Genomic DNA, 21776 nt, shown 5'->3' with positions numbered 1-21776 from the left:
TTTTGTTGCGTACCCATTAGGTGATCCATGCTTTGAGACGGATCAATTCAAGGGTGAGACATGACCATATCAAAACGAGTATTCAACGGACGCTGTGCGATTGCAGCGGTGACCGTGGCCGCGATAGGTGGGGCAGTTGGCCTATCATCGGCTGTATTCCTGACCCGCGAAGGGTTCGGCCATCGCGGCATTTTTTTGGGGTCTATGCGGCTGTGTCTAGCATCGCTTCCGTGCTTTTGGCTGGTGTGATTGGCGGCACAATCGCACTGCCAGTGTTCGGCACAATGTTTGGCCCATGGCTATTGGTTGTGACTTTTGTCCAAGCGCCCGTCTTGTTGCTGCCGGTAACCTTCGCACTGTGGGCGTTTCACATCAGCTATCAACGTTACCGTGACGAACGTGAAACGATCTTTCAGGTCTGATCAGTCCTTAAAGTTCCGACTGCCCTTGATCTGATCCCAGGCCCAAACAACCTCTTGCAGCTTTTCCTCGTCAGACCGGTCACCACCGTTCATGTCAGGGTGCAACACCTTGATCAGCTTTTTGTAGGATTTGCGCACCTCGGCCTTGGACCAATGGTCCTTGCATTCGAGGATCTCGATTGCACGGCGTTCGGTCGGGGGCAGGCGTCTTGTCCCAGTGATCGATTTACCTTTGTTCTGGGTCGCATTCGCCCCGAGAACTTGGTGCGGATCATCGACGCCCAGACGGGACCATGCACGCTGTTCGTCATTGCCAAAGGGTTTGGTTGGACGTTCCCACACACGGTCGCTGTTTTCTTGCGCGTGCATTTCGGCTTCGGTGGTGCCGTCAAAGAAATTCCATTTGGTGTTATACTCGCGTACGTGCTGCTGGCAGAACCAGTAAAAATCATCCAACACATCTGGCGATTTGGGCGCACGGTATTTGCCTGCCTCTTCGCAACCAGGGTGTTCACATAGGCGGGTCGATGTCTCGGACGCGCCAGACATTCCACGCCGTCCGCGCGGGTTCTTTTTCTTCGCGGAAGACACCGACATGTCGAACCCAAATGGATCATCTTTTTTCATGGGACACCTTTGGCGTTGCGGTTAGGACGGCAGAGCATAAACTGTTGGTCAGCCAAGGGAAGACCTCTGGCAAAGATTTAGGCAGGGTAGAGCGAAAAAATGTCAGTCGCAGACGAAATTAAATCGGCTTTGGTCGCAGCGTTTTCACCACAGCTGGTTGAAGTGCATGATGACAGCGAGGCACATCGTGGCCACGCAGGGTTTCAGGAAGGCGGCGAAAGCCATTTCAATCTGGTGATATCGGGTGAGCCATTCAAGGGTATGAGCCGAGTTGCACGTCACCGCGCGATCCATTCGGCGATTGGTACAGACATCATCGGACGCATTCATGCGCTTAGCATCGAAATCCGTTAGAGGTTATTCAGCGGCTGACTGCCGCGCAGTGTCTTGATCGGCGGTCTCTGGCTCAACCCCATCCAACGCCTCTAGATCGGCGATGTCTTCATCTGTTTGACCTTCATCAATTGGGTTCTCATCATCCGCGTCTTCGATGTCGTCGGACAGATCATCGACGGGCGCCGCAATCGCTAGAACGTCGCTCCGATCCACCGCCTCATCAACAGTGCGGCGAAACACCAACATGTTTTGAAATGATGTTGTGCGACCGGTCAAACCTTGGCGCTCTTCACAAGGAAGCGTGTCGGTCCGCTGGTATTCCCAACCTTCTGCGGCCAGCTCGTTCATCGCCAATTCCAGCGCATTGGCAAAGCGTTTTTCAGTCCCACGAACACCGCGCGCTTTGCGGCCTTTTTTCGGGGCGGGGATTACTTTGTATTCAAAACGCATCGTCACACTTTCCAAGTCACTGTGGCGCAGTTTGTATCAACTGTGGCCGCTAAGGGGAAGGATTCGTTGATTTTTCTCACTCGCCTAGGGGTTGTGTTGCAGGCGCTGTACGGCCCCAAATGTATCGTCAAAGTCCGGTTTCGCGGGTGACCTTCACACCATAGACCGACGCAAGGCGTGCATGGGCGACGGATGGGAGCAGTTGGGCGATCTTCATCTTGGCGCGGTTCAATACTGAATTCGGGCGGTGATATAAATCGGCGTTGGCGCGGCTCATGTCTTGCACGCGGGTGGCGCGGGTATGACGGGCGTTCTGATAGCGCTTTAATGCGTCAGGCCCATCAAATCGCGAGATCGCATCGGCCAAGACCCACGCATCTTCGATTGCCATTGCCGCACCTTGGGCCATGAATGGCAGCATAGGGTGGGCAGCGTCCCCCAGCAGGGCCACGCGCCCATCCACCCATGATGGCCGTGCAGGGCGATCAAAAAGCCCCCACAAGTGGACATTTTCCACAGCTGAAAACAGCGTTTGTAGCGGCTCGGCGGCTTGTGCAAAACGTGCGCGGAACTGAGCGACATCCCCTTGCTGTTCCCAATCTTCGGCCCGCCAATCGTAGCGTTCTTCCACCGCGACAAAGCTGATCTGGGACATCCCGCGCAGTAAGTAAGTAACGATGTGAAGGCCGTCGCCGACCCAAACCGTCGCGTTTGGCTTTATCGTGCCATGGGGAACGGCGTCGGCGGCGACTGTCCCGCGCCACGCAATTTGGCCCGTAAACCGAGGATCTTGTGGCCCAAACATCTGAGCCGCGATCGATGATCGAATACCGTCCGCCCCGATCAACAGGTCACCCTGATAGTCCGCAACGCGCACCTCGTTTGTGTTCTGATCAAAATTTGCAGCCTCCACGCCAAGGTGGACCTGAGCCCCCGCAGCAAGAGCGGTCTCCAAAAGCGTCTGTTGCAGATCGGCGCGATGGAGGTTCAGATAGGGCGCGCCATATTTGGCCTGCATTCGGTCCCTTAGGGGTAACTCGAAACGGGGCTCGCCAGTTTGGTAGTCCAGAACAACCGCATTTTCCGGCTGAAACCCCACATCCATTAGCGTAGATTTCAGGCCGAGGGTCGCCATCACATGCATGGCGTTCGGAGACAGTTGAAGACCCGCGCCGACTTCGCTCAGCACCTTGGTGCGTTCCAAAATGTCGACCTGATGTCCTGATTGGGCGAGGGCAAGACCCGCGGTTAGACCGCCGATCCCTGCACCCGCAATCAGGACATGTGCCATTTACTCGGCCAGCTTTTGGGCCACCAATTGGTTGACGGCTTTGGGGTTAGCCTTGCCGCCAGTGGCCTTCATCACCTGACCTACGAACCAACCGGCCAGCTTGGGGTTTTCTTTGGCCTTGGCGACCTGATCTGGGTTCGCAGCGATAATCTCATCCACCGCCGCTTCGATCGCTCCTGTGTCGGTGACCTGCTTCATGCCGCGCTCTTCAACGATAACGGCTGGGTCGCCGCCTTCGGTGTAGACGATTTCAAACAGGTCTTTGGCGATCTTGCCGGAAATGGCATCGCTGGAAATCAGCTCGATAATGCCGCCCAGTTGGGCAGGGGACACGGGGCTGTCGGTGATTGCCTTGTCGTCGTCCTTTTTCAAACGGCCGAACAATTCGTTGATCACCCAGTTCGCAGCCATTTTTCCGTCGCGGCCGTCAGCCACTTGTTCAAAATAGGCGGCGTTCTCGGCCTCGGCAGTCAGAACGCTTGCGTCATATTGTGACAAACCAAAATCGCCCACAAACCGCGCACGTTTCGCATCGGGAAGTTCTGGCAACGACGCTGCAATGTCATCAACCCAGGCCTGTTCGATTTCCAGCGGCAGCAGGTCTGGATCAGGAAAGTAGCGATAGTCGTGCGCTTCTTCTTTGGATCGCATAGAACGCGTTTCGTTTTTGTCAGCGTCATAGAGACGGGTCTCTTGGGTGATCTCGCCACCATCCTCGAGGATCGCAATCTGGCGCCGCGCCTCGAAATCAATCGCCAGCTGGATGAACCGCATCGAGTTCATGTTTTTCAGCTCGCAACGTGTGCCCAAATGTCCGAAATCTCCGGTCTCTTGGAACTTTTCGTATTGGCCGGCACGGCACACGGACACGTTTACATCGGCGCGCATGTTGCCATTCTGCATGTTGCCATCACAGGTCCCGAGATAGCGCAGAATTTGGCGCAACTTCACGACATAGGCTGCGGCCTCTTCGGGGCCGCGAATGTCCGGGAACGACACGATTTCCATCAGGGCAACGCCAGTCCGGTTCAAATCGACAAACGACATGTTCGGATCCATGTCGTGGATCGATTTGCCTGCGTCTTGTTCTAGGTGAATACGCTCGACCCGCACTTTGCGTGCAATGCCGGGGCCCATATCGACCAAAATTTCACCAGGTCCTACGATCGGTTCGTAGAGCTGCGAAATCTGGTAGCCCTGCGGCAGGTCAGGATAGAAATAGTTTTTGCGGTCAAAGGCAGATTTGAGGTTGATCTCGGCATTGAGCCCCAGACCGGTTTTGACGGCCAGTGCGACACATTCTTCGTTGATGACGGGCAACATGCCGGGCATGCCTGCGTCAACAAAGGCAACGTTGCTGTTGGGCTCTGCACCAAACTGCGTCGAGGCGCCTGAGAACAGTTTGGCCTTGGACGACACTTGGGCGTGAACCTCGAGGCCAATCACCAGTTCCCAATCATGCTTTGCGCCCGCAATCACTTTGGGTTTTGGGGTCTCGTATGTGAGGTCAAGCATATCTCGTCTCCGCCATTCAGGTTGCCTGCGCTTTTAGGCTTTCATCGCCATGGGAACAAGAGGGACGCACGCGCAGCCCGTCAATATTTTGTGGCTCTGGTTGGGCGGCTCTCTACGCCTAGATCGGCGGCTGCAAAAGCGGTCGATTTTCTCGTAAATGATTGATTTTTATGGTCAGAAACGGGTTAATTGCTCTCTATGTCTGCTCCTGCTCGCCTATCCGCCCTGATTCTGGGTGCTGTTCTGTCTGTGTCGCCTACATTTGGCTCGGCGCAGTCAGTTGCACCTATGGAACCCACAATCCGCCCAGTTGCGGGTGTCGTAACGACTGCGTCACCTGAAATACTGGCCGCGATCAACCCCGAGGTTCGCCCAACTGCTCGCAACGCTTATCTGCCGCGCACACGGTGGGATACTATCCCGAATGGCCGTGCTTGGACCCGCGCGGCTCTGTCCGCGCTTCTGGCGCATGGGGCAGGGATCGAAGACGTTGTTCCGCGTGATATTGCGACTTGGTGCCCAGCGTAACCAGATAACCCGCCCGAGCTAAGCCGCGCATTTTGGGTCGGCATGATGTCTGCGCTATCCAAACACGAGAGTAACTACCGTCCAACGGCCGTTGGCGGGGGTGATCTGTGGTACGGTCTCTTGCAGGTTTATCCTGATACGGCGCGTCGCTATGGATGCCACGCCCGAACTGGTGCGATGCTCAAAGATACGACAGATAACTTGTCATGTGCTGTTCGGATCATGGCCGTCACCGTGCCACGCGATAATGCAATCACAATCCGTGATACTTGCTGGCGCGGTGTCGCAGCGGACTGGGGCCCAATGGTCAGTTCTGGAAAACGCAACGAAATGTCGAACTGGATGCGTCAACAGACCAATTGCCGCGCTACGAACAGCGTGCGCCCACGCAACCGGCCAGAAACGTTGGATGTTCGTCTGTACACGGCAGAGCCTAATTCATCAGGTTGAAATGGTGGTGTTGGGTTGCAACGCCAAAACGAACCAAGGTTTTTTCTAAATCGTCAGGGGTCGGTGTTGCCGCTTGAATGACCCGAACCTTGCGCCCGCTGTGCAGGACAATCGTGACCCTCACCGAAAAATCGAGACGGGTGTCAAATCGCACAAGCGCAATTTCTTTCAATGCGACTGCACCGCACGCACGACCAGAGTACCAGAGCAGATCATTCTCTGTGATGTCCATCCCAGAAACCGGATTGCGCAGCACATCCCACACCAAGGGCAGGGCAAAGAGACTGAGCACTATCAAAACACCGTAAGCCGCGTGGATCCAAATGCGCAGGGCCAACAGAAGGCTCACAAACAGAATGAGGCCAATCACGGCCCGTCTACTGCGCCCGTTTCGCTGAAATGACCAATTCATGCAGAGAGGATCCGCCCAACCATTTCACCGGTGTCGCGGCTCAAATTCGCGCTGCTTTGAATGCGGTTTAGCGCGGATTTGATACGGGCCTGACGGTCTACATCGAACCGTTTCCACGTCTCAAACGCTGCGGTCATGCGCGCTGTGGTCTGTGGGTTTATTGGGTCCAGCCGGATCAGCCAATCGGCCAACAGGTCATAGCTGGCGCCATCTTCGGAATGGAATCCAGCACTGTTGGCGGCCAGTGCGCCCATCACCGCACGAAAACGGTTCGGGTTTTTCCAGTCAAATTGCGGGTGTTCGGTCAACCGCTGTGCAACCTGTGCCGCGTGCTGGGGCTGCGCCATCTGCACCTGAACGCCAAACCATTTGTTCATGACCAAACGATCATGTGACCATTGCGCCTCGAACGCGGCCAGCGCGTCTGCCCCTTTGTCGATTTCGACGAGACAGTTCAGCGCCGTGACCTGCTGCGTCATGTTGTTTGCAGCCGCAAATTGTGCCTGCGCTGTCGTCCCGCCGTCTAGCTGGCTAAGCAACCGCATAACTGTATTTCCAAGCGCGCGCTTACCGCCATCCACGGCCGTCGGTGCATAGGCGCCTTCGATCTGCATAGTCGCGTAAAGCCGAGGTAGGATGTCTTGCATATGTTGTGCGATTGCTTGGCGCAGGGTCTCGTGCGCACGGTGGATTGCCAATGAATCTGGGACGCGCCCCGATGCGGCAATAGAGGCTGATGTGTCTTCTTGGCTGGGCAGGCTGAGAACCAACGCGCGAAACGCAGGGTCGAGCGTGTCGTCGCGCGCGACTGCCAGCAAAGCGTCCAGCATTTGTGTGCTGGGTGATGCCCCATCGGTTGCCATCTTGGCCAGAGTTTGTCCGACTAGAATACGGCCAGATTCCCATCTGTTGAACGGGTCGGTGTCATGCGCCAATAGCAGCGTCCGTTCGGCATCGGTCGTGTCGCGATGCACAGAAACGGGAGCGGAAAAATCACGTAATATCGATGGTATAGGTTTGTTTTTTAATCCATTGAATGAAGTAGATTGCACGCTTTCCGTCATCTCGAAAACGTGGCTTTCGACGACTTCTACACCTGTTTCATCCAGCAGTCCGATCACGATCGGAACCACCATAGGAACTTTGTCTGATTGGCCTGGCGTTGGCTGGGTTTCTTGCTCGAAGTGGAGGGTATAGACCCCGTTTTCCCAAGTCTCTGACACTCGCACCTGCGGCGTTCCGGCCAGCTCATACCAGCCCTTGAACTGTGATAGATCGCGGCCTGTTGTTTCTTCGAAAACGGCGAGCCAATCCTCGACCGTCGCGGCATCGCCGTCATGGCGCGCAAAGTAGAGCTCAAGTGCGCGATCATAGGCTTCATCGCCTACAAGCCGTTTCAACATGCCAATCAGCTCGGCACCTTTTTCGTAAACGGTGGCTGTGTAGAAATTGTTGATTTCGACGAAACTTGCAGGGCGAACAGGATGGGCCAACGGCCCTTGGTCTTCGCGGAATTGGCGTGCACGCAGAACAATCGCGTCATCGATCCGCTTCACGGCATGGCCGCGCATGTCGCCGGTAAATTGCTGGTCGCGAAAGACTGTCAGGCCTTCCTTGAGACAAAGCTGAAACCAATCGCGGCAGGTGATCCTGTTGCCTGTCCAGTTATGGAAATATTCATGGGCAATAATCGCTTCGATCCGTTCAAAGTCCGCGTCGGTCGATGTGTCCGCCGAGGCGAGGACGCATGAGCTGTTAAAGATATTCAGCCCTTTGTTTTCCATCGCGCCCATGTTGAAATCGTCAACGGCCACGATGTTGAAAAGGTCCAAGTCATAGGCGCGGCCATAGACCTCTTCGTCCCAAACCATCGAGCGTTTCAACGCGTCCATACCAAAGGCACATTTGTCTTCGTCTCCGGGACGCACCCAAATGTTTAACGCGACCTGCCGGCCCTCTGATGTGGTGAATGCGTCAGGGTGGGCCACCAGATCGCCCGCGACGAGCGCGAAGAGGTAGGCGGGTTTGGGCCACGGGTCATGCCATTCGGCCCAACCCTTGCCGGTGTCCCCTGGATTGCCGTTTGATAATAGCACCGGTGCATCGCCCTCTATGCGCACCGTAAAGACGGCCATGACATCCGGTCGGTCGGGGTAATAGGTGATTTTGCGGAACCCTTCGGCCTCGCATTGGGTGCAATACATGCCGTTTGACATATATAGCCCCTCCAGCGCCGTGTTGGCGGCGGGGTCAATTTCGACCTCTGTCTCCCACACAAAGGGGGCGTTGGGTACGGGGCAGGTCAGCCCACCATCCACCGGCTGAGGCGTGACCGCAGCACCATCAATCGTGGCTGATATCAGGGTCAAACCCTCGCCATGAAGAAAGAACTGGTCGTTTTCCGCTTTGGGGTTGGGGCGAAACTGGATGCGGCTGATGACGCGTGTCGCGTCAGGGGCTAGGCGAAAAGTCAGATGCACCGTATCGATCAAATAGTTCGGCGGTGTGTAGTCAGCGAGGTAGATCGTCTCGGGCGGCGTCTGGGTCATGTTGGTGGCTCGCTTTTTGGCTTGGTTGATCTGGCAGATCGCAGCTTTTGTGAGCTCTGCACTTTGTTTGATCCCACAGTAGACGCAACAATTGTGGCTCGCAATCACAGGACCTAGCGCATTTTTGAAAATCTTAGACCTCCCCAAAAATGCGATAGAAGGCGCGTGAAATTTCATCAAACGGGTTTCGCTGTGCAAACCAATATGATGATGCAGCGCCCGACACTGACGCGTTGGTTGACGACAATGCGGGTAGAAATGTACCAGCTATAGTATGAGCAAGACCCGCAAGAAATCTGATCTACCAACCAAGATTTGCGCCACCTGTGACCGGCCGTTCACATGGCGCAAGAAATGGGCGCGCCATTGGGATGATGTTAAATATTGCTCGGATCGGTGCCGGAACGAGCGCGCCAAGTCAGATGGCCCATCTACCCACTAATACGTCTTGGCGTAGGTCTGTGATGCTCTATTCTCTGGCGGTGAATTGATAACCGCGGGTGCGGCCATCGCCATCAGGGATAGAGAAAACACATGACCGAACTCAGCCTCGCCGCAGCAAAGACCATCATCGAGACCGCAATCGCCAAAGGCCACGAGATGGGTTTGAAACCCTTGTCAGTGGTCGTGCTGGACACTGGCGGCCATGTCAAAGCATTCGAGCGCGAAGACGGTGCAGCACCGGGCCGGTTCGCGATTGCGCAGGGCAAAGCGTACGGCTCGATCATGTTAGGGATGGCAGGGACTGCGCAAATGGCCCGAGCTGAACAGCAGGCGTATTTCATGACAGCCGTCAACGGAGCCTACGGCGGTCAGGTCATCCCAGTACCGGGTGGCGTATTGGTACGTGATGCATCAGGTGCGGTAATCGGTGCCGTCGGTTTGACAGGTGACACGTCGGACAACGACGCTATCGCAGCTAAGGCTGGGATCGAAGAGGCCGGCTTTACCGCTGAAATCTAAATGTGCAGGAGCGCCGCGCGACTTGTGCGGAAAAGTCGAGTTTTATCATCAAGATTGTCGGCCTAAGTTCTCGTTAGATAGAAGACGGAAAGGTTTGGAATGACACGCCCGACAATAGGCATCATCGGCAATAGCTATCTGATCAACGATGAATATCCCGCTCAGGCGGCTGGGTCGATGAACTGTGACGCCGTCGCAGAGGTGTGCGGTGCACTGCCGGTCATTATCCCTGCTGATCCGAGATATGCATCGACAGATGATTTGTTGCGGATGTGCGATGGATTTGTATTCACCGGCGCTCGACCCAATGTGCACCCCGATGAATATGGCGAGTCAGAGACACCCGAGCATGGCGAATTTGATCGCGCACGTGACGCGGTTACGTTGCCGCTGATCCGGGCTCTGGTGGAGCGAGGCCAGCCGTTCTTGGGGATTTGCCGTGGCTTCCAAGAGATCAACGTCGCGATGGGGGGCACATTGGATCCCGAAATTCGTGATCTGCCAGGGCGCGACAATCACCGCATGCCGCCTGATGGAACGCTCGATGAAAAGTTTGCGATGCGGCACACGGTGACGTTTTCGCAGGGTGGTGTTTTTCACGACTTGATGGGCGCGCCTGAGGTCATAACCAATTCGCTGCACGGGCAGGGCATTCGAACAGCTGGCGCGCGTGTTGTTGTCGACGGCCACGCACCGGACGGCACTGCCGAAGCGATCTATATCCAAGATGCCCGCGGGTATGCGATCGGCGTGCAATGGCACCCTGAATATCGTGCGGCCTATGACGCGGTATCGCGCCCATTGTTCGAAGGGTTGGGGCAGGCGGCCCGTTCATGGTCGCAATTCCCTAAGATCCTCAAGTCAGCCTAAACACTGGGCAACGTCCTAGAAAAAAGGGCTGGTCTGAATGTTCAGGCCGGCCTTCTTTTGTCGGTTTAAACGTTCTTAACTGCGGAGCAGAACAGCGTCACATTTACGCAGGCAACGGCGTGCTGTCTGGCCGTAGCCGTTCGGATCAGAGCGCAGCTCTGGGAACAGGCTGAACAGTTCGTTGCGGGCCGCATCCGTTACTGCGGACAAACCAATCTCACCGGGGTGGAAGCTCTCGGACGACGCACCATCAGCAAACACGATCTCGTGGTGCTCGAACATCATGTGATAGTAGGTCACCAGACCGCCGGTCTTTTGAAAAACGTCTTTGCCGTTGATCAAATGCTTGGCTGCAACCAGAACTTCGCTTTCACCAATCAACAGTTCTGCGCGGTAGCCTTGGAACAGCATCCGGTGCTGAGGTGAAACGAGGATGTCGCGCTCGGAACCCGGCAATACGCTTTGGGAAATCTGCACGGGTGCGAATTTGTCCATTGCCGGCACAGTCCGGTTGCCCATCCAGCGGATTGGCTGCAGCCCGTGATCACGTGTCACCACCAGATCGCCAATGCGCAGGTCTTCGATCGCACGTGCACCGCGCGGCGTGGCAATCATCGCACCTTTGGTAAAGCAGATGATGTTCTCGATCTCAGAGAAGTTCAGGATTGTGCCGTCTTCCAGCGTGACCGAACCCGAGAAGCTGGCTGTGCCGTCGTCGACAAAGCTGTCGATGACATCTTGGGTGAAAACCCCGAGGTTGCCCAGCTGAAGCGTATCACCGCCCAAACCTTCGTCGCCCGAACCACCGTCGATGGTGATCACACCGTTGGACGGCTCGCCGAGGTCTTCGAGGACAAACGTGTCGTTGCCTGAGCCGCCTTCGATATCGTCACCTTCGGAGAAGGTTACCGTATCGTCGCCTTCGCCGCCGTTGATGATGTCATCACCACCTTGGCCAAAGATCGTGTCATTTCCAGCGCCACCTGTGACAGTGTCATTATCACTGCCTGCGTAAATTGTGTCGTCGCCAACGCCACCATCGATGATGTCGTCGCCGGATCCGGCGTTGATGTCGTCATCGCCCAGTTCACCATAGATGACGTCGTCACCGATGCCGGTATTGATGTTGTCGTCAAAGGTTTCTGTGATCGAAATGGGATCAAAGGCTACGTCGGTAATCCAAAGCGCCTGACCGCCGGTGCCGGTGTTGGCATAGGTGATTTCAATCGACGCAACAGGGCCAGGAACGTTGATCAGAACCGATCCACCCTCATCGGCTTGGGAATCGTTGCCGACACCGTCAATCGAGTTTCCGGTCAAAATGTCATCGCCAGCCAGCTGGAAATCTAAGTAAACGGGGTTACCGGCGGAGTCAAAGGCCACAACAGTAACTTGGTCGTCCCAAGAGCTTTGGTCGATGTCGTTGATGCGGAACTGTACGTTTGCAACTTCGTCTTCGTACAAGCCGCCAGAGCTGTCTGAGAAGTCAAATTTGACTTCGGCAGTGCCGGATTCAACGCCGGACGTAGCGCTTCCGTTACCACCAAGCTGAAGCGCGGAATTTGGGTTAAAGTTGTCAAACTGGCTCCCGTATTGGGTCGAGTTGTTGGTGGACGCATTGTTCAGACCACCCAAGTCAGTGATGGTCACCTCAACGTTGATGTCACCAGTGTCTTGGGTAAAGCCGGCCGTGACGTCCGTCCCGGATGCACCTTCTGCAAGCCAAGACATGTTAACGCTGCCAACCTGACCGAGGTTGCTGTCGCCATAAACAGTGTCGTCACCGCTGCCAGTAGTGATCGTATCAGAGCCGATACTGCCGTAAGCGGTGTCATTGCCGCCACCGGTGCTTGTGATTGTATCGTTGCCGTCACCAGTCGAAATGAAGTCATGGTCGACGCTGACTTGGTCACCGTCGCTGTCGGTGTAGCTGTTGTCGACCGTGTCGCTGCCGGTTGTACCTTCTACGAAGGGCGAAGGTGTGTCGCCGATTGTATAGGTAGGGGCGGTCGTGGCGGACGCAGTCGTGATTGGATCAACGAACCAGTTGGTCGGAATAAAGTAGACGTTGCCGTCGGTGCCTAGCTCGTAGGTACCAGAATCTGTAATGTTGTTGTAGTTAGTGTCATTGACAGTCCATGTGCCGGACCATGTCCAAGAGCCAGAACCGATCACAAAATCAGTCGTGTATGTGATCAACGCACCGCTGATGACATCACCTGCATCCAAGGTGGTGTCGCCAAGTGTTACTAGATAACCCTGAGCCATATTTACTACTTCCTTACTTCGACAATCGGGGTCGTACTGCCCCTAAGCTTGAACGAGACAACCACGCGTCACGCTCGCTAACGGGCAATCCCTAACGTTGGGCTAAGGCAAGAATTTGAGCCGATTGTGATCAATCAAAGTCAAGTCTGGACACATTGGGGCAGTCAGGGCGGAATTGTGGCGGCGACGTGGTTAATTTCACAGAAACGCCAGATTGTTCCCGTCAGGGGTGTCGCCACGTCAGCATACAATTGCTGCGTGTGCTTTGGATTTCGTAATCCATTGAGAAAGTTAGTAAAAATTGGGGTGGTTTGGGTGTGAAGCGGTGTGTCAAGGACTCTCGGCTAGAGTTGGCCGCCTGCAATCGTCAGGGTTTGACCGTTCACACTGTTGGATCCAAAACCGACTAAATACCTTGCGGTTGCCGCAATTTCTTCGACGTGCAACAGGGATTTGTGCCGGTTTCCGCCCGCCAGAATTGCCCTCGCGGCGTCTTCTGAAATGCCGTCTCGTTTGGCGATGAGGGGCACTTGGCGCGTAACAATGTCCGTTTCAACATAGCCGGGGCAGATGGCGTTAAATGTAACGGGCCTGCGCATGTATTCCTCGCTCAGACCACGAACGAGGCCAATCAAACCATGCTTGCTGACAGTGTAGGGAACCGCACCGCGCAAGCCCCTAAGGCCAGCGATCGAGCTGATCGCGATATAGCGCCCCCAGTGATCGTGGGGCAGGGTGGCGAGACAGGCCTGCATCGTAACAAAAGCCCCATCTAGGTTGATCGACATCATGCGGCGCCAATCAGCCAAGGTGACAGTGTCAAATGGTCCGCCCTCTGCAATGCCCGCGTTCGCAACACAAATTGAAATCGGCCCACGGTCCATCCTAGAACGGGCGATCGCAGAGCGTGTCGCGGTCTCATCGTTGACATCCATTGCGACGGGATGAAACTGATCACCTGCGGCCTCTAGCACGTCGGCACGGCGCCCTGTGATCGTCACCTCGGCACCTTGGGCCTGCAGCATCTGGGCGATGGCCAATCCGATCCCGGTCCCGCCACCTGTGACCAGTGCGTGTTGTCCCGTCAAATCATCCATCTGCGAGCACCTGTGCCAAATCGTCTAATTGGCTGACAGCCCAAACCTGAACACCAGCCCTGTGCAATTGCGCCGCCGTGACACCGTGACCGGGAGCCCGTTCGCCAGCGAAATCACCCGAGTAAATCTCGGTCGAGCCGCACGAGGGGCTACCGTCCATCAATATCGCATGTGAACATCCAGCGGTCTGCGCGGCATCAACTGCCGCAACACCGCCAGCAACATAGCCGTCTGTCACGTCTCTGCCTGTTCGCTCGTAGATCTGCGCTGATCCGTCCAAGACATCGACACCCGTCCCACCTAGGATTTTGGCCTCGGGGCGCGGTGTTGCAAACCCCGCAGCGAGCTCAGGGCCCACGGCCACCAGCCGCCCGTCTGCACGCAATTGCGCGATCAACGGATGCTCCGATCGTTTGCCTTGTCCATCGTAGCGCACGGGATGTCCCAACAAGCAGGCACTGATCAAAATCTTGTCACTCATACTGGGATGCTGACCCAGCATTGCGCAGGTGACAAGCAAAACAATCCGGTGCACAAAGATTGAATGAAATGGATCGACTTGCCGCCTGTCTGGACTGCCCTCTTCGCCGCTGTGATGTGGAGCGTGAAACAGATCTATTCCCGCCCCATGCCGTCAGAGATTGTGTTTGTCGGTTGGGCGTTGATCGCCGCGGGACTAGCTGCAATCGTGTGGTCTGTTGTTACTATGCAGCGCGCGCGCACAACGCCGATCCCGCGTCAAAACCCAACCGCACTGGTCACCTCGGGGCCGTTTCAATGGACGCGAAATCCGATCTATATGGGCGACGCGATGATCCTCGCAGGGCTTGCGCTTGTGTGGTCTGTACCCTTGACCCTTATCCTTATTCCGGTGTTTATCAGCTTGATCACCAAACGCTTTATCATCGGAGAAGAGGCGCGGCTGATGCGTGTATTTCAAAATGAGTTTGCAGATTGGGCTGCGGTGACGCCGCGTTGGGTCACAAAAGCCCCACTTTAGCGGTAACACGCAAGATTATTGCGTTGGCGTCCTTGTGATCCCGCACTAGCTTGGGTAGCACGTCGGAATTGGCTAAATACCTGTCGGAAAAGGGGGACGTACGTCTTGATTATCGGTACACCAAAAGAAATTTTCGAAGGCGAAGCGCGGGTCGCTATGACACCTGCGAGTGCGAAAGAACTGCAAAAGCTGGGCCACACATGTGTGATCGAAGCTGGAGCAGGCGCTGCCGCTGGGTTCTCGGATGCGACTTACAAAGAGGCCGACGTCAAGGTCGTCAAAACGGCAACGGCCCTCTTCAAAGAAGCCGACGTGATCGCCAAGGTTCGTCCACCGTCTGACACCGAGGCAAAACGTCTGACGGCCGACAAAACGCTGATCTCGTTCTTCTACCCTGCCGCCAACGAGGCGTTGATGAACACGGTCGCCAAGAAAGGCGCAACAGCCATCGCAATGGACATGGTGCCGCGTATTTCGCGTGCCCAGAAAATGGATGCGCTGTCGTCCATGGCAAATATTGCGGGCTACCGTGCTGTGATTGAAGCAGGTAACAACTTTGGCCGTTTCTTTACCGGACAGGTTACGGCTGCGGGCAAAGTGCCACCGGCCAAGGTTCTGGTGGTTGGCGCTGGTGTTGCGGGTCTCGCCGCGATTGGTACGGCCACGTCACTGGGTGCGATCACCTATGCATTCGACGTCCGCCCAGAGGTCGCCGAACAGGTCGAATCTATGGGCGCCGAATTTGTGTTCCTCGACTTTGACGAAGAACAGGCCGACGGATCCTCAACGGGTGGCTATGCTGCTGTGTCCTCGCCAGAGTTTACCGCTGCACAGCTTGCTAAGTTCCGCGAGCTTGCTCCTGAAATGGACATCGTCATCACCACGGCGTTGATCCCGAACCGCGAGGCGCCCGAGCTTTGGACCAAAGACATGGTCGAGAGCATGAAACCCGGATCGGTCATCATTGACCTTGCTGCGGAAAAAGGCGGCAACTGCAAGCTGACCGTCATGAATGAGAAGATTGTCACCGACAACGGTGTGACAATCGTGGGATACACAGACTTCCCTAGCCGGATGGCTGCTCAGGCGTCGACGCTTTATGCGACTAACGTCCGCCACATGATGGCAGACCTGACCCCTGAAAAGGACGGCGTCGTAAATCACGATATGGATGACGATGTCATTCGTGGCGCGACGATCACCCATGAAAAAGCGGTCACCTTTCCACCGCCCCCACCAAAGATTGCTGCTATTGCTGCTGCTCCTAAACAAGAAGCCGTACCCGAGCTTACTGCCGAGGAAAAAGCCGCAGCCGAGCAAGCCGCGTTCAAGAAAGAGACCCGCAATCAGGTCACGCTCTTGGCCGTTGGTGCAGCACTTGTGTTGGGTGTGGGGTTTGTTGCTCCTGCCAGCTTTATGCAGCACTTTATCGTCTTTGTTTTGTCGGTGTTCATCGGCTTCCAGGTCATTTGGGGCGTCGCGCATTCGTTGCACACTCCGCTGATGGCGGTGACAAACGCGATTTCGTCGATCATCATTTTGGGCGCGTTGATGCAGATCGGATCGGGGTCCTACCTCGTCGTCATTCTTGCAGGTCTCGCGGTCTTTATGACGGGTATCAACATCTTCGGGGGTTTCCTCGTGACACGGCGCATGCTTGCCATGTTCCAAAAGTCTTAAGGAGGAACTGACATGGAATTCGGTTTCACAACAGCGGCTTACGTCGTCGCAGCAGTTCTCTTCATCCTGTCGCTAGGCGGCCTCTCGGGGCAAGAAAGCGCCAAGCGTGCAGTTTGGTACGGCATCGTCGGTATGGCGCTTGCGGTGGCAGCAACACTTGTCGGTCCCGGCTCGGGCTTATGGCACTTGTCGATCCTCTTGATCATCGGTGGTTGCATGATTGGCTACCAATTGGCGACCAAGGTGCAGATGACGCAAATGCCCGAACTCGTCGCTGCGATGCACAGCCTCGTTGGCCTCGCTGCGGTCTTTGTCGGCTTTATCGCTCACATCGAACTGGGGCGCGTTCTGGCGATGGATGACACCGCGCGCAAATCTCTCGAAGGCTTCGCAGCCCTTTTGGCCAAGAAAGACGGCATCGAGATTGGCATTCTACGGGTCGAACTGTTCTTGGGCGTCTTTATTGGTGCGATCACGTTCACTGGTTCGGTTATCGCGTATGGCAAGCTTGCTGGCCGCGTAGACAGCTCTGCAACCAAACTACCGGGCGGTCACGTCCTGAACGCAGCAGCGGCAGGCCTCTCGATCGTGTGCTTGGTCTGGTACTTTAACACGGGTGACTTCCTGCCGTTGTTCTTGATGACACTGGCCGCTCTGTTCATTGGCTACCACCTGATCATGGGCATCGGCGGCGCGGATATGCCCGTGGTTGTCTCGATGCTCAACAGCTACTCTGGCTGGGCGGCTGCGGCGATCGGCTTTAGCCTTGGCAACGATCTATTGATTGTTGTTGGTGCGCTTGTTGGTTCATCCGGTGCGATCCTGTCTTACATCATGTGTAAGGCGATGAACCGGTCGTTTGTCAGTGTGATCTTGGGCGGCTTTGGTGGCGCGTCAGGTCCACAGATGGCGGTCGAAGGTGAACAGATTGCTATTGAGGCCGCAGGCGTTGCGACCGCTCTGAACGATGCTGACAGCGTCATCATCATCCCTGGCTACGGCATGGCTGTCGCACAAGCGCAGCAAGCCGTGTCCGAGCTGGTTCGCAAGCTGCGCACACAAGGCAAGAACGTGCGCTTTGCAATCCACCCCGTTGCGGGGCGTTTGCCAGGTCACATGAACGTTCTGCTGGCCGAGGCCAAGGTGCCGTATGACATCGTTATGGAGATGGACGAAATCAACGATGATTTCCCTGAAACAGACGTGGCTATCGTTATCGGTTCGAACGACATCGTGAACCCGGCAGCCCAAGACGATCCAAACTCTCCTATCGCCGGTATGCCGGTTCTGGAGTGTTGGAAAGCCAAGCAGGTGTTCGTATCCAAGCGCGGTCAGGGCACGGGGTATTCGGGTATCGAAAACCCGCTGTTCTTCAAAGAGAACACGCGCATGTTCTATGGCGATGCCAAGAAATCCTTGGACGAACTGTTGCCAATGATCGACTAACGCTTGTCGATACAACAAATCAAAGGGCGCCCGTTGCGGCGCCCTTTTTTGTGCGATCGGCTGTCATGTTGGTATACAACTGCGCACCCAAACCCCTTAAAAGTATAGGATTTTTTTCTTGACCTAGCGTCTGGCAATCTATCTCTATGGCCGTAAACCCAAGGGCAGGAGCCTCGTACATTATGCCTCCGATCTCAGACCATCCGTTGCGGTATGCGTTGGCCAACGAACTGCACGCCCGCCCGTTTCCAAAGCTTGAGGCACCATGCCGTGCGGCCTATCTTGCGATCAAACCTGCGCAGAATGCAGTGGGCCGTGATCGCGCTGCCGATCTCGCGCATCTTAAGTTGCTGCTTGATCACTATGCCGCGCCACACCCCGAAGAGGGGGCGACCCACTACTTTGGCCCGATCGGCAAACACCAACTCAAGTGGGAGAGCCATACCGAATTTGTGACCTACACGATTTTTGGACCGGGCAATTCTGAACCACCTTTTGATGCGGATACTTTCGCGATGTTCCCCGAGGATTGGCTGGTTCAATCCCCCGGCACCCGTGTGACGTCGGCTCTGATCCGTGTCGAAGTCCAAGATGGCGATGAGGGGATCGAGAACAAGATCCGCGATTGGTTTGTGCCTGAGAGCCTGGCTGTCAGCCGCATGCTGGACGATAGTGCCGTGACGGCGGGTGATTTCCGCATCGACCCAGCAGGGCATATGCGCTTTGCCGTATTCGCACGCACTGAGACCGGCGAACGCCGTGTAGGCCGCGTTGTCCAACGTCTTTGCGAGATTGAAACTTACAAGGCGATGTCGATGTTGGGCCTGTCGCGTTCGCGGCAGTTAGGCCCGCGTATGGGTGAGATAGATACCAAGCTTGCGGCGATCACGGACGAGTTGTGCGGCGTGATGACGAGCCCCGAACAGACCTTGTCACAACTGCTTCAAGTTTCGTCCGAGCTGGAGCAGATGATCTCGCAGTCAGAATTTCGGTTTGCTGCGACAGAGGCCTACGAGACGATTGTGAACCAACGGATCGAGGTGCTGCGCGAGGATCGATTTGCCGGACGCCAAACCTTTGCCGAGTTTATGATGCGGAGGTATGATCCGGCGATGCGCACTGTCAAATCGACCCAAGCGCGTCTGAAGGCTTTGTCTGACCGTGCGCTACGGTCCGGTGATCTGCTGCGCACACGGGTTGATGTTGAACGCTCGGCACAGAACCAAAACCTGCTTGAAAGCATGAACAAGCGTGCTGACATACAACTGCGATTGCAAAAGACCGTCGAGGGGCTCTCGGTTGTGGCGATCAGCTATTATGCTGTGAACCTCGTGGCGAATATGGGCACACCTCTGGCCAAAGAGGCAGGGTTGGGCACGACCACATTCAAGGCGCTCATCACTCCGGTGGTGATCCTATGCGTGTGGTGGGCCGTACGGTCCATCCGCAAACGCATGGAATAACCACAGGGCCCTCTGGATCACAGACCTCGGATACGAGGGTCCAACGCGTCGCGTAGGCCGTCACCGACATAGTTGACGCATAGCACAATCACTGAGATGAAAATGCCAGGCCACATCACCCGCTCGGGGTAGGCCTGCATGTACTGGACACCGTCGTTCAGCAGGCGGCCCCATGTTGGAAAGTCTGGCGGAAAGCCTAGCCCAAGAAAGCTAAGCGCGCTTTCAGTGATAATCGCATTCGCGATGCCAAGTGTTGCAGATACCATGATCGGGCTCATTACATTTGGCAGCAGGTGGCGCATGATCATCTTGCGGGGGCGGGTCCCGATTGATCGCGCCGCCAAAACGAATTCACGTTCTTTGATGGCCAGAACATCGGCTCGGACGATCCGTGCAGTGGGCATCCAGCTTGTGATGCCGATCGCAGTGACCATCAGGATAAAGATACCCTGTTCCGTACCAAAGGTGGCCGACAGGGGCGCGCGAAACAGCATAACCATGACCAACAGCAACGGCAGCAGTGGCAACGCGAGGAACAAGTCAGTGAGGCGCATCAACGCCCAGTCAAACCGCTTGAAGTAGCCCGAGATTACGCCGACAGCCGTTCCGAGAACCAAGGCGATCAGCATAGCAGTCACACCCACGGCCATCGAAATACGACCACCAAACATCATACGCGCAAACAAATCGCGTCCCAGCTGATCGGTACCCAGTGGGTGCCACCACGACACTTTGATACCGCTCTCAGTCGGGTTCACAAGACAGCCTGCAATAGCGCCCCAATCGAGGCCAAAACACGACAACATATGGCGCATGTTTTTGTTTCGAATGTCGGTCTTGGTCGGTTCATAGGGCCAAATCATTGGGCCGATCAGGACGATCAAAATGATCGCGATAAAAATCACAGCGCTGATCAGCGCCCCTCGGTGCGATTTGAATTGATCCCAAACGTCCCACCATTGATTGCGCGGCGGTTTCGCGACAGCTGCATCAGTCATAGCGGATCCTCGGGTCCAAGACGCCGTAGAGAACATCGGCGATCAAGTTAAACAACACGATCAAGATCGCGAAAATAAAGGTAATCGTTTGTACCATCGGCAGGTCGTTTGCTTGGATCGCTGTGATCAGCAACTGACCCAATCCATTCACTTTGAACACCTGCTCGGTGATGATTGCACCACCGAATACGGCAGGGACGCCCAGTGCGATCACAGTCACAACTGGGATCATCGAGTTGCGCAATACGTGGGTCAGGACGACGACCCATTCGGTCATCCCCTTGGCGCGTGCTGTGCGGACGTAATCTTGGTTCAGGTTGTCGAGCATCGAGGCGCGCATAAAGCGGCTGATTTGCGCGGTGGTCTGCAATGCCAGCACCATGACGGGCATGATCATCTGTTTGACCTGATAGACAAAGCTATCCCAATCAGTGACGCGGTGGGTGGTGTCATAGATCGATGGAAACCAACCTAAAACCACCGAAAAGACTACGATGACCAAAACGCCACTAAAGAATGGCGGGACGGAATAACCGATCATCGACACGAATGTACCAACCTGATCGAATACCGAATATTGGCGGTAAGCGCTGTAAATGCCGATAGGCAGAGCGATAAGTATACCGACCACGTATGACAGGCCGACAACGGTCAGCGTCTGCGGCATCCGCTGCATGACGATGTCCATCACAGGGCTACGGGTCTGCCATGAAATGACACGTTGATCGCAATAGGCGCGTGTGGCGTCCGAACAAGGCACATAGACATCCGTATCGGGCAACCAACCAAACAAGAAGCTCTTGTTTGTCAGCCAGTCGATGAATACCTGAGGTTCGATCCAAAAGAACTGGACCAGCCATTTCCAGAACCGGATCGGGACAGGTTCGCCTAGACCCAACGCTTGGCGCATGGCTTCTTTGACTTCGGGGGGCACAGTCAATGGTACCTGAGCCATCGGATCACCCGGTGCCAATTCCAGCAGCAGGAAAATCACCAAGGCGATGAACAATAGCGTCGGGACCGCAAACACCAATCGCCTGATCGTAAAGGTCAGCATCTAGCCGCCGTCTCCTTTGCAAAACCCGATGTGAATCACCGGATGTGTTCCTTTCACCAAAACGGGTAAACGCCGCTTGGCCAATCTTGTGCGCGGATCAAACTCTAGGCTTTGTTGTGGTCCGAACAGAGGCGTCAAATACATGCCCGCGCCTTGGTCGGTCATCACCACTTGCCCGATTTCATCGCTCAGAACGGCGACACCCGTGTCGCCGATCTCAACAATGAAAACATCCGTTCCCGCGTTGCAAACGTTTCCCTGACAAATCTCTCTGGCGACGCATTCGTACTTTGCTGCACCCAACGGGGTTGCAAAGAGAATTATGATTAAGCCAAAGGCACGCATCAACAGGGG

Annotated in this window: 23 protein-coding genes; 11 read left to right on the top strand and 12 right to left on the bottom strand. The window is 55.7% G+C overall.

The genetic code is table 11. The features are described 5' to 3' along the window. Positions 1-212 precede the first annotated feature (212 nt). Positions 213-422: a hypothetical protein gene (locus TR2A62_RS05745; protein WP_150103462.1), complete on the top strand. Its 210-nt coding sequence runs from the start codon at positions 213-215 to the stop codon at positions 420-422. On the opposite strand, the gene TR2A62_RS05740 is transcribed toward TR2A62_RS05745, so the two are convergent. Then, the gene (locus TR2A62_RS05740) at positions 423-1049 is read right to left on the bottom strand and encodes a DnaJ domain-containing protein (protein WP_009157427.1); all 627 of its coding nucleotides are present in this window, start codon (positions 1047-1049) and stop codon (positions 423-425) included. 99 nt (positions 1050-1148) lie between these two features. Here TR2A62_RS05740 and TR2A62_RS05735 point away from each other — a divergent pair, with 99 nt between their 5' ends. After that, positions 1149-1403, top strand: a complete 255-nt coding sequence (locus TR2A62_RS05735; RefSeq protein ID WP_009159988.1) for a BolA family transcriptional regulator — start codon at positions 1149-1151, stop codon at positions 1401-1403. A gap of 3 nt (positions 1404-1406) precedes the next feature. On the opposite strand, the gene TR2A62_RS17545 is transcribed toward TR2A62_RS05735, so the two are convergent. The 3 genes from TR2A62_RS17545 to gatB all read right to left on the bottom strand — a co-directional run bounded on the left by TR2A62_RS17545 (position 1407) and on the right by gatB (position 4641). Further along, positions 1407-1835, bottom strand: a complete 429-nt coding sequence (locus TR2A62_RS17545) for a DUF4177 domain-containing protein (RefSeq protein WP_009159554.1) — start codon at positions 1833-1835, stop codon at positions 1407-1409. A gap of 127 nt (positions 1836-1962) precedes the next feature. After that, positions 1963-3126 (bottom strand): FAD-dependent monooxygenase, encoded by a 1164-nt coding sequence (locus tag TR2A62_RS05725; protein ID WP_009160340.1) that lies wholly within the window; start codon positions 3124-3126, stop codon positions 1963-1965. Continuing rightward, positions 3127-4641 carry an Asp-tRNA(Asn)/Glu-tRNA(Gln) amidotransferase subunit GatB gene (gene gatB / locus TR2A62_RS05720; protein ID WP_009158658.1) on the bottom strand — a complete coding sequence of 505 codons (1515 nt, stop codon included), beginning with the start codon at positions 4639-4641 and terminating at the stop codon, positions 3127-3129. 198 nt (positions 4642-4839) lie between these two features. Between gatB and TR2A62_RS19040 the strand changes: the two genes are divergently transcribed. Beyond that, positions 4840-5169 (top strand): hypothetical protein, encoded by a 330-nt coding sequence (locus TR2A62_RS19040; RefSeq protein WP_009159517.1) that lies wholly within the window; start codon positions 4840-4842, stop codon positions 5167-5169. 45 nt (positions 5170-5214) lie between these two features. Then, entirely contained in the window at positions 5215-5619 is a 405-nt protein-coding gene (locus tag TR2A62_RS19035; protein ID WP_255346156.1) for a transglycosylase SLT domain-containing protein, read from the top strand. On the opposite strand, the gene TR2A62_RS05710 is transcribed toward TR2A62_RS19035, so the two are convergent. Both TR2A62_RS05710 and pepN read right to left on the bottom strand, forming a co-directional pair. Further along, on the bottom strand, positions 5603-6031 hold the full coding sequence (locus TR2A62_RS05710; protein ID WP_009159808.1) for a hypothetical protein: 429 nt from the start codon (positions 6029-6031) through the stop codon (positions 5603-5605). The genes TR2A62_RS19035 and TR2A62_RS05710 overlap by 17 nt on opposite strands. After that, the gene (gene pepN / locus TR2A62_RS05705) at positions 6028-8580 is read right to left on the bottom strand and encodes an aminopeptidase N (RefSeq protein WP_040821183.1); all 2553 of its coding nucleotides are present in this window, start codon (positions 8578-8580) and stop codon (positions 6028-6030) included. The genes TR2A62_RS05710 and pepN overlap by 4 nt, the downstream gene beginning before the upstream one ends. Positions 8581-8854: 274 nt before the next feature. Between pepN and TR2A62_RS18035 the strand changes: the two genes are divergently transcribed. The 3 genes from TR2A62_RS18035 to TR2A62_RS05695 all read left to right on the top strand — a co-directional run bounded on the left by TR2A62_RS18035 (position 8855) and on the right by TR2A62_RS05695 (position 10413). Next, positions 8855-9022, top strand: a complete 168-nt coding sequence (locus TR2A62_RS18035; protein ID WP_009158996.1) for a DUF2256 domain-containing protein — start codon at positions 8855-8857, stop codon at positions 9020-9022. A 92-nt stretch (positions 9023-9114) separates the two neighbouring features. After that, positions 9115-9543, top strand: coding sequence for a heme-binding protein (locus tag TR2A62_RS05700; RefSeq protein WP_009160131.1), 429 nt, complete (start codon positions 9115-9117; stop codon positions 9541-9543). A gap of 99 nt (positions 9544-9642) precedes the next feature. Continuing rightward, positions 9643-10413 carry a gamma-glutamyl-gamma-aminobutyrate hydrolase family protein gene (locus tag TR2A62_RS05695; RefSeq protein WP_009158132.1) on the top strand — a complete coding sequence of 257 codons (771 nt, stop codon included), beginning with the start codon at positions 9643-9645 and terminating at the stop codon, positions 10411-10413. A 75-nt stretch (positions 10414-10488) separates the two neighbouring features. Here the strand turns inward: TR2A62_RS05695 and TR2A62_RS05690 are convergent, their stop codons facing one another. The 3 genes from TR2A62_RS05690 to TR2A62_RS05680 all read right to left on the bottom strand — a co-directional run bounded on the left by TR2A62_RS05690 (position 10489) and on the right by TR2A62_RS05680 (position 14259). Continuing rightward, positions 10489-12681, bottom strand: coding sequence for a Hint domain-containing protein (locus TR2A62_RS05690; protein WP_009158461.1), 2193 nt, complete (start codon positions 12679-12681; stop codon positions 10489-10491). Between the two features lie 344 nt (positions 12682-13025). Beyond that, positions 13026-13778, bottom strand: a complete 753-nt coding sequence (locus TR2A62_RS05685) for an SDR family NAD(P)-dependent oxidoreductase (RefSeq protein WP_009159315.1) — start codon at positions 13776-13778, stop codon at positions 13026-13028. Beyond that, the gene (locus TR2A62_RS05680; protein ID WP_040820281.1) at positions 13771-14259 is read right to left on the bottom strand and encodes a DUF523 domain-containing protein; all 489 of its coding nucleotides are present in this window, start codon (positions 14257-14259) and stop codon (positions 13771-13773) included. The genes TR2A62_RS05685 and TR2A62_RS05680 overlap by 8 nt, the downstream gene beginning before the upstream one ends. 63 nt (positions 14260-14322) lie before the next feature. Between TR2A62_RS05680 and TR2A62_RS05675 the strand changes: the two genes are divergently transcribed. The 4 genes from TR2A62_RS05675 to TR2A62_RS05660 all read left to right on the top strand — a co-directional run bounded on the left by TR2A62_RS05675 (position 14323) and on the right by TR2A62_RS05660 (position 19367). After that, entirely contained in the window at positions 14323-14778 is a 456-nt protein-coding gene (locus TR2A62_RS05675) for an isoprenylcysteine carboxylmethyltransferase family protein (RefSeq protein WP_009158559.1), read from the top strand. A gap of 105 nt (positions 14779-14883) precedes the next feature. Continuing rightward, positions 14884-16458, top strand: coding sequence for a Re/Si-specific NAD(P)(+) transhydrogenase subunit alpha (locus TR2A62_RS05670; protein ID WP_009160389.1), 1575 nt, complete (start codon positions 14884-14886; stop codon positions 16456-16458). A gap of 12 nt (positions 16459-16470) precedes the next feature. Then, positions 16471-17904, top strand: coding sequence for an NAD(P)(+) transhydrogenase (Re/Si-specific) subunit beta (locus tag TR2A62_RS05665; RefSeq protein ID WP_009159423.1), 1434 nt, complete (start codon positions 16471-16473; stop codon positions 17902-17904). A 182-nt stretch (positions 17905-18086) separates the two neighbouring features. Next, positions 18087-19367 (top strand): DUF3422 family protein, encoded by a 1281-nt coding sequence (locus tag TR2A62_RS05660; protein ID WP_009158814.1) that lies wholly within the window; start codon positions 18087-18089, stop codon positions 19365-19367. A 17-nt stretch (positions 19368-19384) separates the two neighbouring features. Here the strand turns inward: TR2A62_RS05660 and TR2A62_RS05655 are convergent, their stop codons facing one another. From TR2A62_RS05655 to TR2A62_RS05645, 3 genes are read right to left on the bottom strand one after another with little or no spacing between them, the layout of a single operon-like run. Next, entirely contained in the window at positions 19385-20365 is a 981-nt protein-coding gene (locus TR2A62_RS05655) for an ABC transporter permease (RefSeq protein ID WP_009157842.1), read from the bottom strand. Beyond that, positions 20358-21422 (bottom strand): ABC transporter permease, encoded by a 1065-nt coding sequence (locus tag TR2A62_RS05650; protein ID WP_009160049.1) that lies wholly within the window; start codon positions 21420-21422, stop codon positions 20358-20360. Before TR2A62_RS05650 ends, TR2A62_RS05655 begins: the two co-directional genes overlap by 8 nt. After that, the gene (locus TR2A62_RS05645) at positions 21423-21767 is read right to left on the bottom strand and encodes a hypothetical protein (protein ID WP_009158763.1); all 345 of its coding nucleotides are present in this window, start codon (positions 21765-21767) and stop codon (positions 21423-21425) included. Positions 21768-21776 lie beyond the last annotated feature (9 nt).

This window comes from Thalassobium sp. R2A62 (assembly GCF_000161835.1).
Lineage (GTDB): Bacteria > Pseudomonadota > Alphaproteobacteria > Rhodobacterales > Rhodobacteraceae > Thalassobium.
The sequence above is the reverse complement of the archived record's forward strand: the minus strand, read 5'-3'. Positions and strand labels throughout refer to the sequence as shown.

Excerpts from the sequence above, each read along its gene's own strand:
- TR2A62_RS17545 (WP_009159554.1), bottom strand. The coding sequence starts at position 1,835 with ATGCGTTTTGAATACAAAGTAATCCCCGCCCCGAAAAAAGGCCGCAAA.
- TR2A62_RS05685 (WP_009159315.1), bottom strand. The coding sequence starts at position 13,778 with ATGGATGATTTGACGGGACAACACGCACTGGTCACAGGTGGCGGGACC.
- TR2A62_RS19035 (WP_255346156.1), top strand. The coding sequence starts at position 5,215 with ATGTCTGCGCTATCCAAACACGAGAGTAACTACCGTCCAACGGCCGTT.
- TR2A62_RS05645 (WP_009158763.1), bottom strand. The coding sequence starts at position 21,767 with ATGCGTGCCTTTGGCTTAATCATAATTCTCTTTGCAACCCCGTTGGGT.
- TR2A62_RS05675 (WP_009158559.1), top strand. The coding sequence starts at position 14,323 with ATGAAATGGATCGACTTGCCGCCTGTCTGGACTGCCCTCTTCGCCGCT.
- TR2A62_RS05740 (WP_009157427.1), bottom strand. The coding sequence starts at position 1,049 with ATGAAAAAAGATGATCCATTTGGGTTCGACATGTCGGTGTCTTCCGCG.
- TR2A62_RS05660 (WP_009158814.1), top strand. The coding sequence starts at position 18,087 with ATGCCTCCGATCTCAGACCATCCGTTGCGGTATGCGTTGGCCAACGAA.
- pepN (WP_040821183.1), bottom strand. The coding sequence starts at position 8,580 with ATGACCCAGACGCCGCCCGAGACGATCTACCTCGCTGACTACACACCG.
- TR2A62_RS05665 (WP_009159423.1), top strand. The coding sequence starts at position 16,471 with ATGGAATTCGGTTTCACAACAGCGGCTTACGTCGTCGCAGCAGTTCTC.
- TR2A62_RS05655 (WP_009157842.1), bottom strand. The coding sequence starts at position 20,365 with ATGACTGATGCAGCTGTCGCGAAACCGCCGCGCAATCAATGGTGGGAC.
- TR2A62_RS05650 (WP_009160049.1), bottom strand. The coding sequence starts at position 21,422 with ATGCTGACCTTTACGATCAGGCGATTGGTGTTTGCGGTCCCGACGCTA.
- TR2A62_RS19040 (WP_009159517.1), top strand. The coding sequence starts at position 4,840 with ATGTCTGCTCCTGCTCGCCTATCCGCCCTGATTCTGGGTGCTGTTCTG.
- TR2A62_RS05710 (WP_009159808.1), bottom strand. The coding sequence starts at position 6,031 with ATGAATTGGTCATTTCAGCGAAACGGGCGCAGTAGACGGGCCGTGATT.
- TR2A62_RS18035 (WP_009158996.1), top strand. The coding sequence starts at position 8,855 with ATGAGCAAGACCCGCAAGAAATCTGATCTACCAACCAAGATTTGCGCC.
- TR2A62_RS05700 (WP_009160131.1), top strand. The coding sequence starts at position 9,115 with ATGACCGAACTCAGCCTCGCCGCAGCAAAGACCATCATCGAGACCGCA.
- TR2A62_RS05695 (WP_009158132.1), top strand. The coding sequence starts at position 9,643 with ATGACACGCCCGACAATAGGCATCATCGGCAATAGCTATCTGATCAAC.
- TR2A62_RS05680 (WP_040820281.1), bottom strand. The coding sequence starts at position 14,259 with ATGAGTGACAAGATTTTGATCAGTGCCTGCTTGTTGGGACATCCCGTG.
- gatB (WP_009158658.1), bottom strand. The coding sequence starts at position 4,641 with ATGCTTGACCTCACATACGAGACCCCAAAACCCAAAGTGATTGCGGGC.
- TR2A62_RS05725 (WP_009160340.1), bottom strand. The coding sequence starts at position 3,126 with ATGGCACATGTCCTGATTGCGGGTGCAGGGATCGGCGGTCTAACCGCG.
- TR2A62_RS05690 (WP_009158461.1), bottom strand. The coding sequence starts at position 12,681 with ATGGCTCAGGGTTATCTAGTAACACTTGGCGACACCACCTTGGATGCA.
- TR2A62_RS05735 (WP_009159988.1), top strand. The coding sequence starts at position 1,149 with ATGTCAGTCGCAGACGAAATTAAATCGGCTTTGGTCGCAGCGTTTTCA.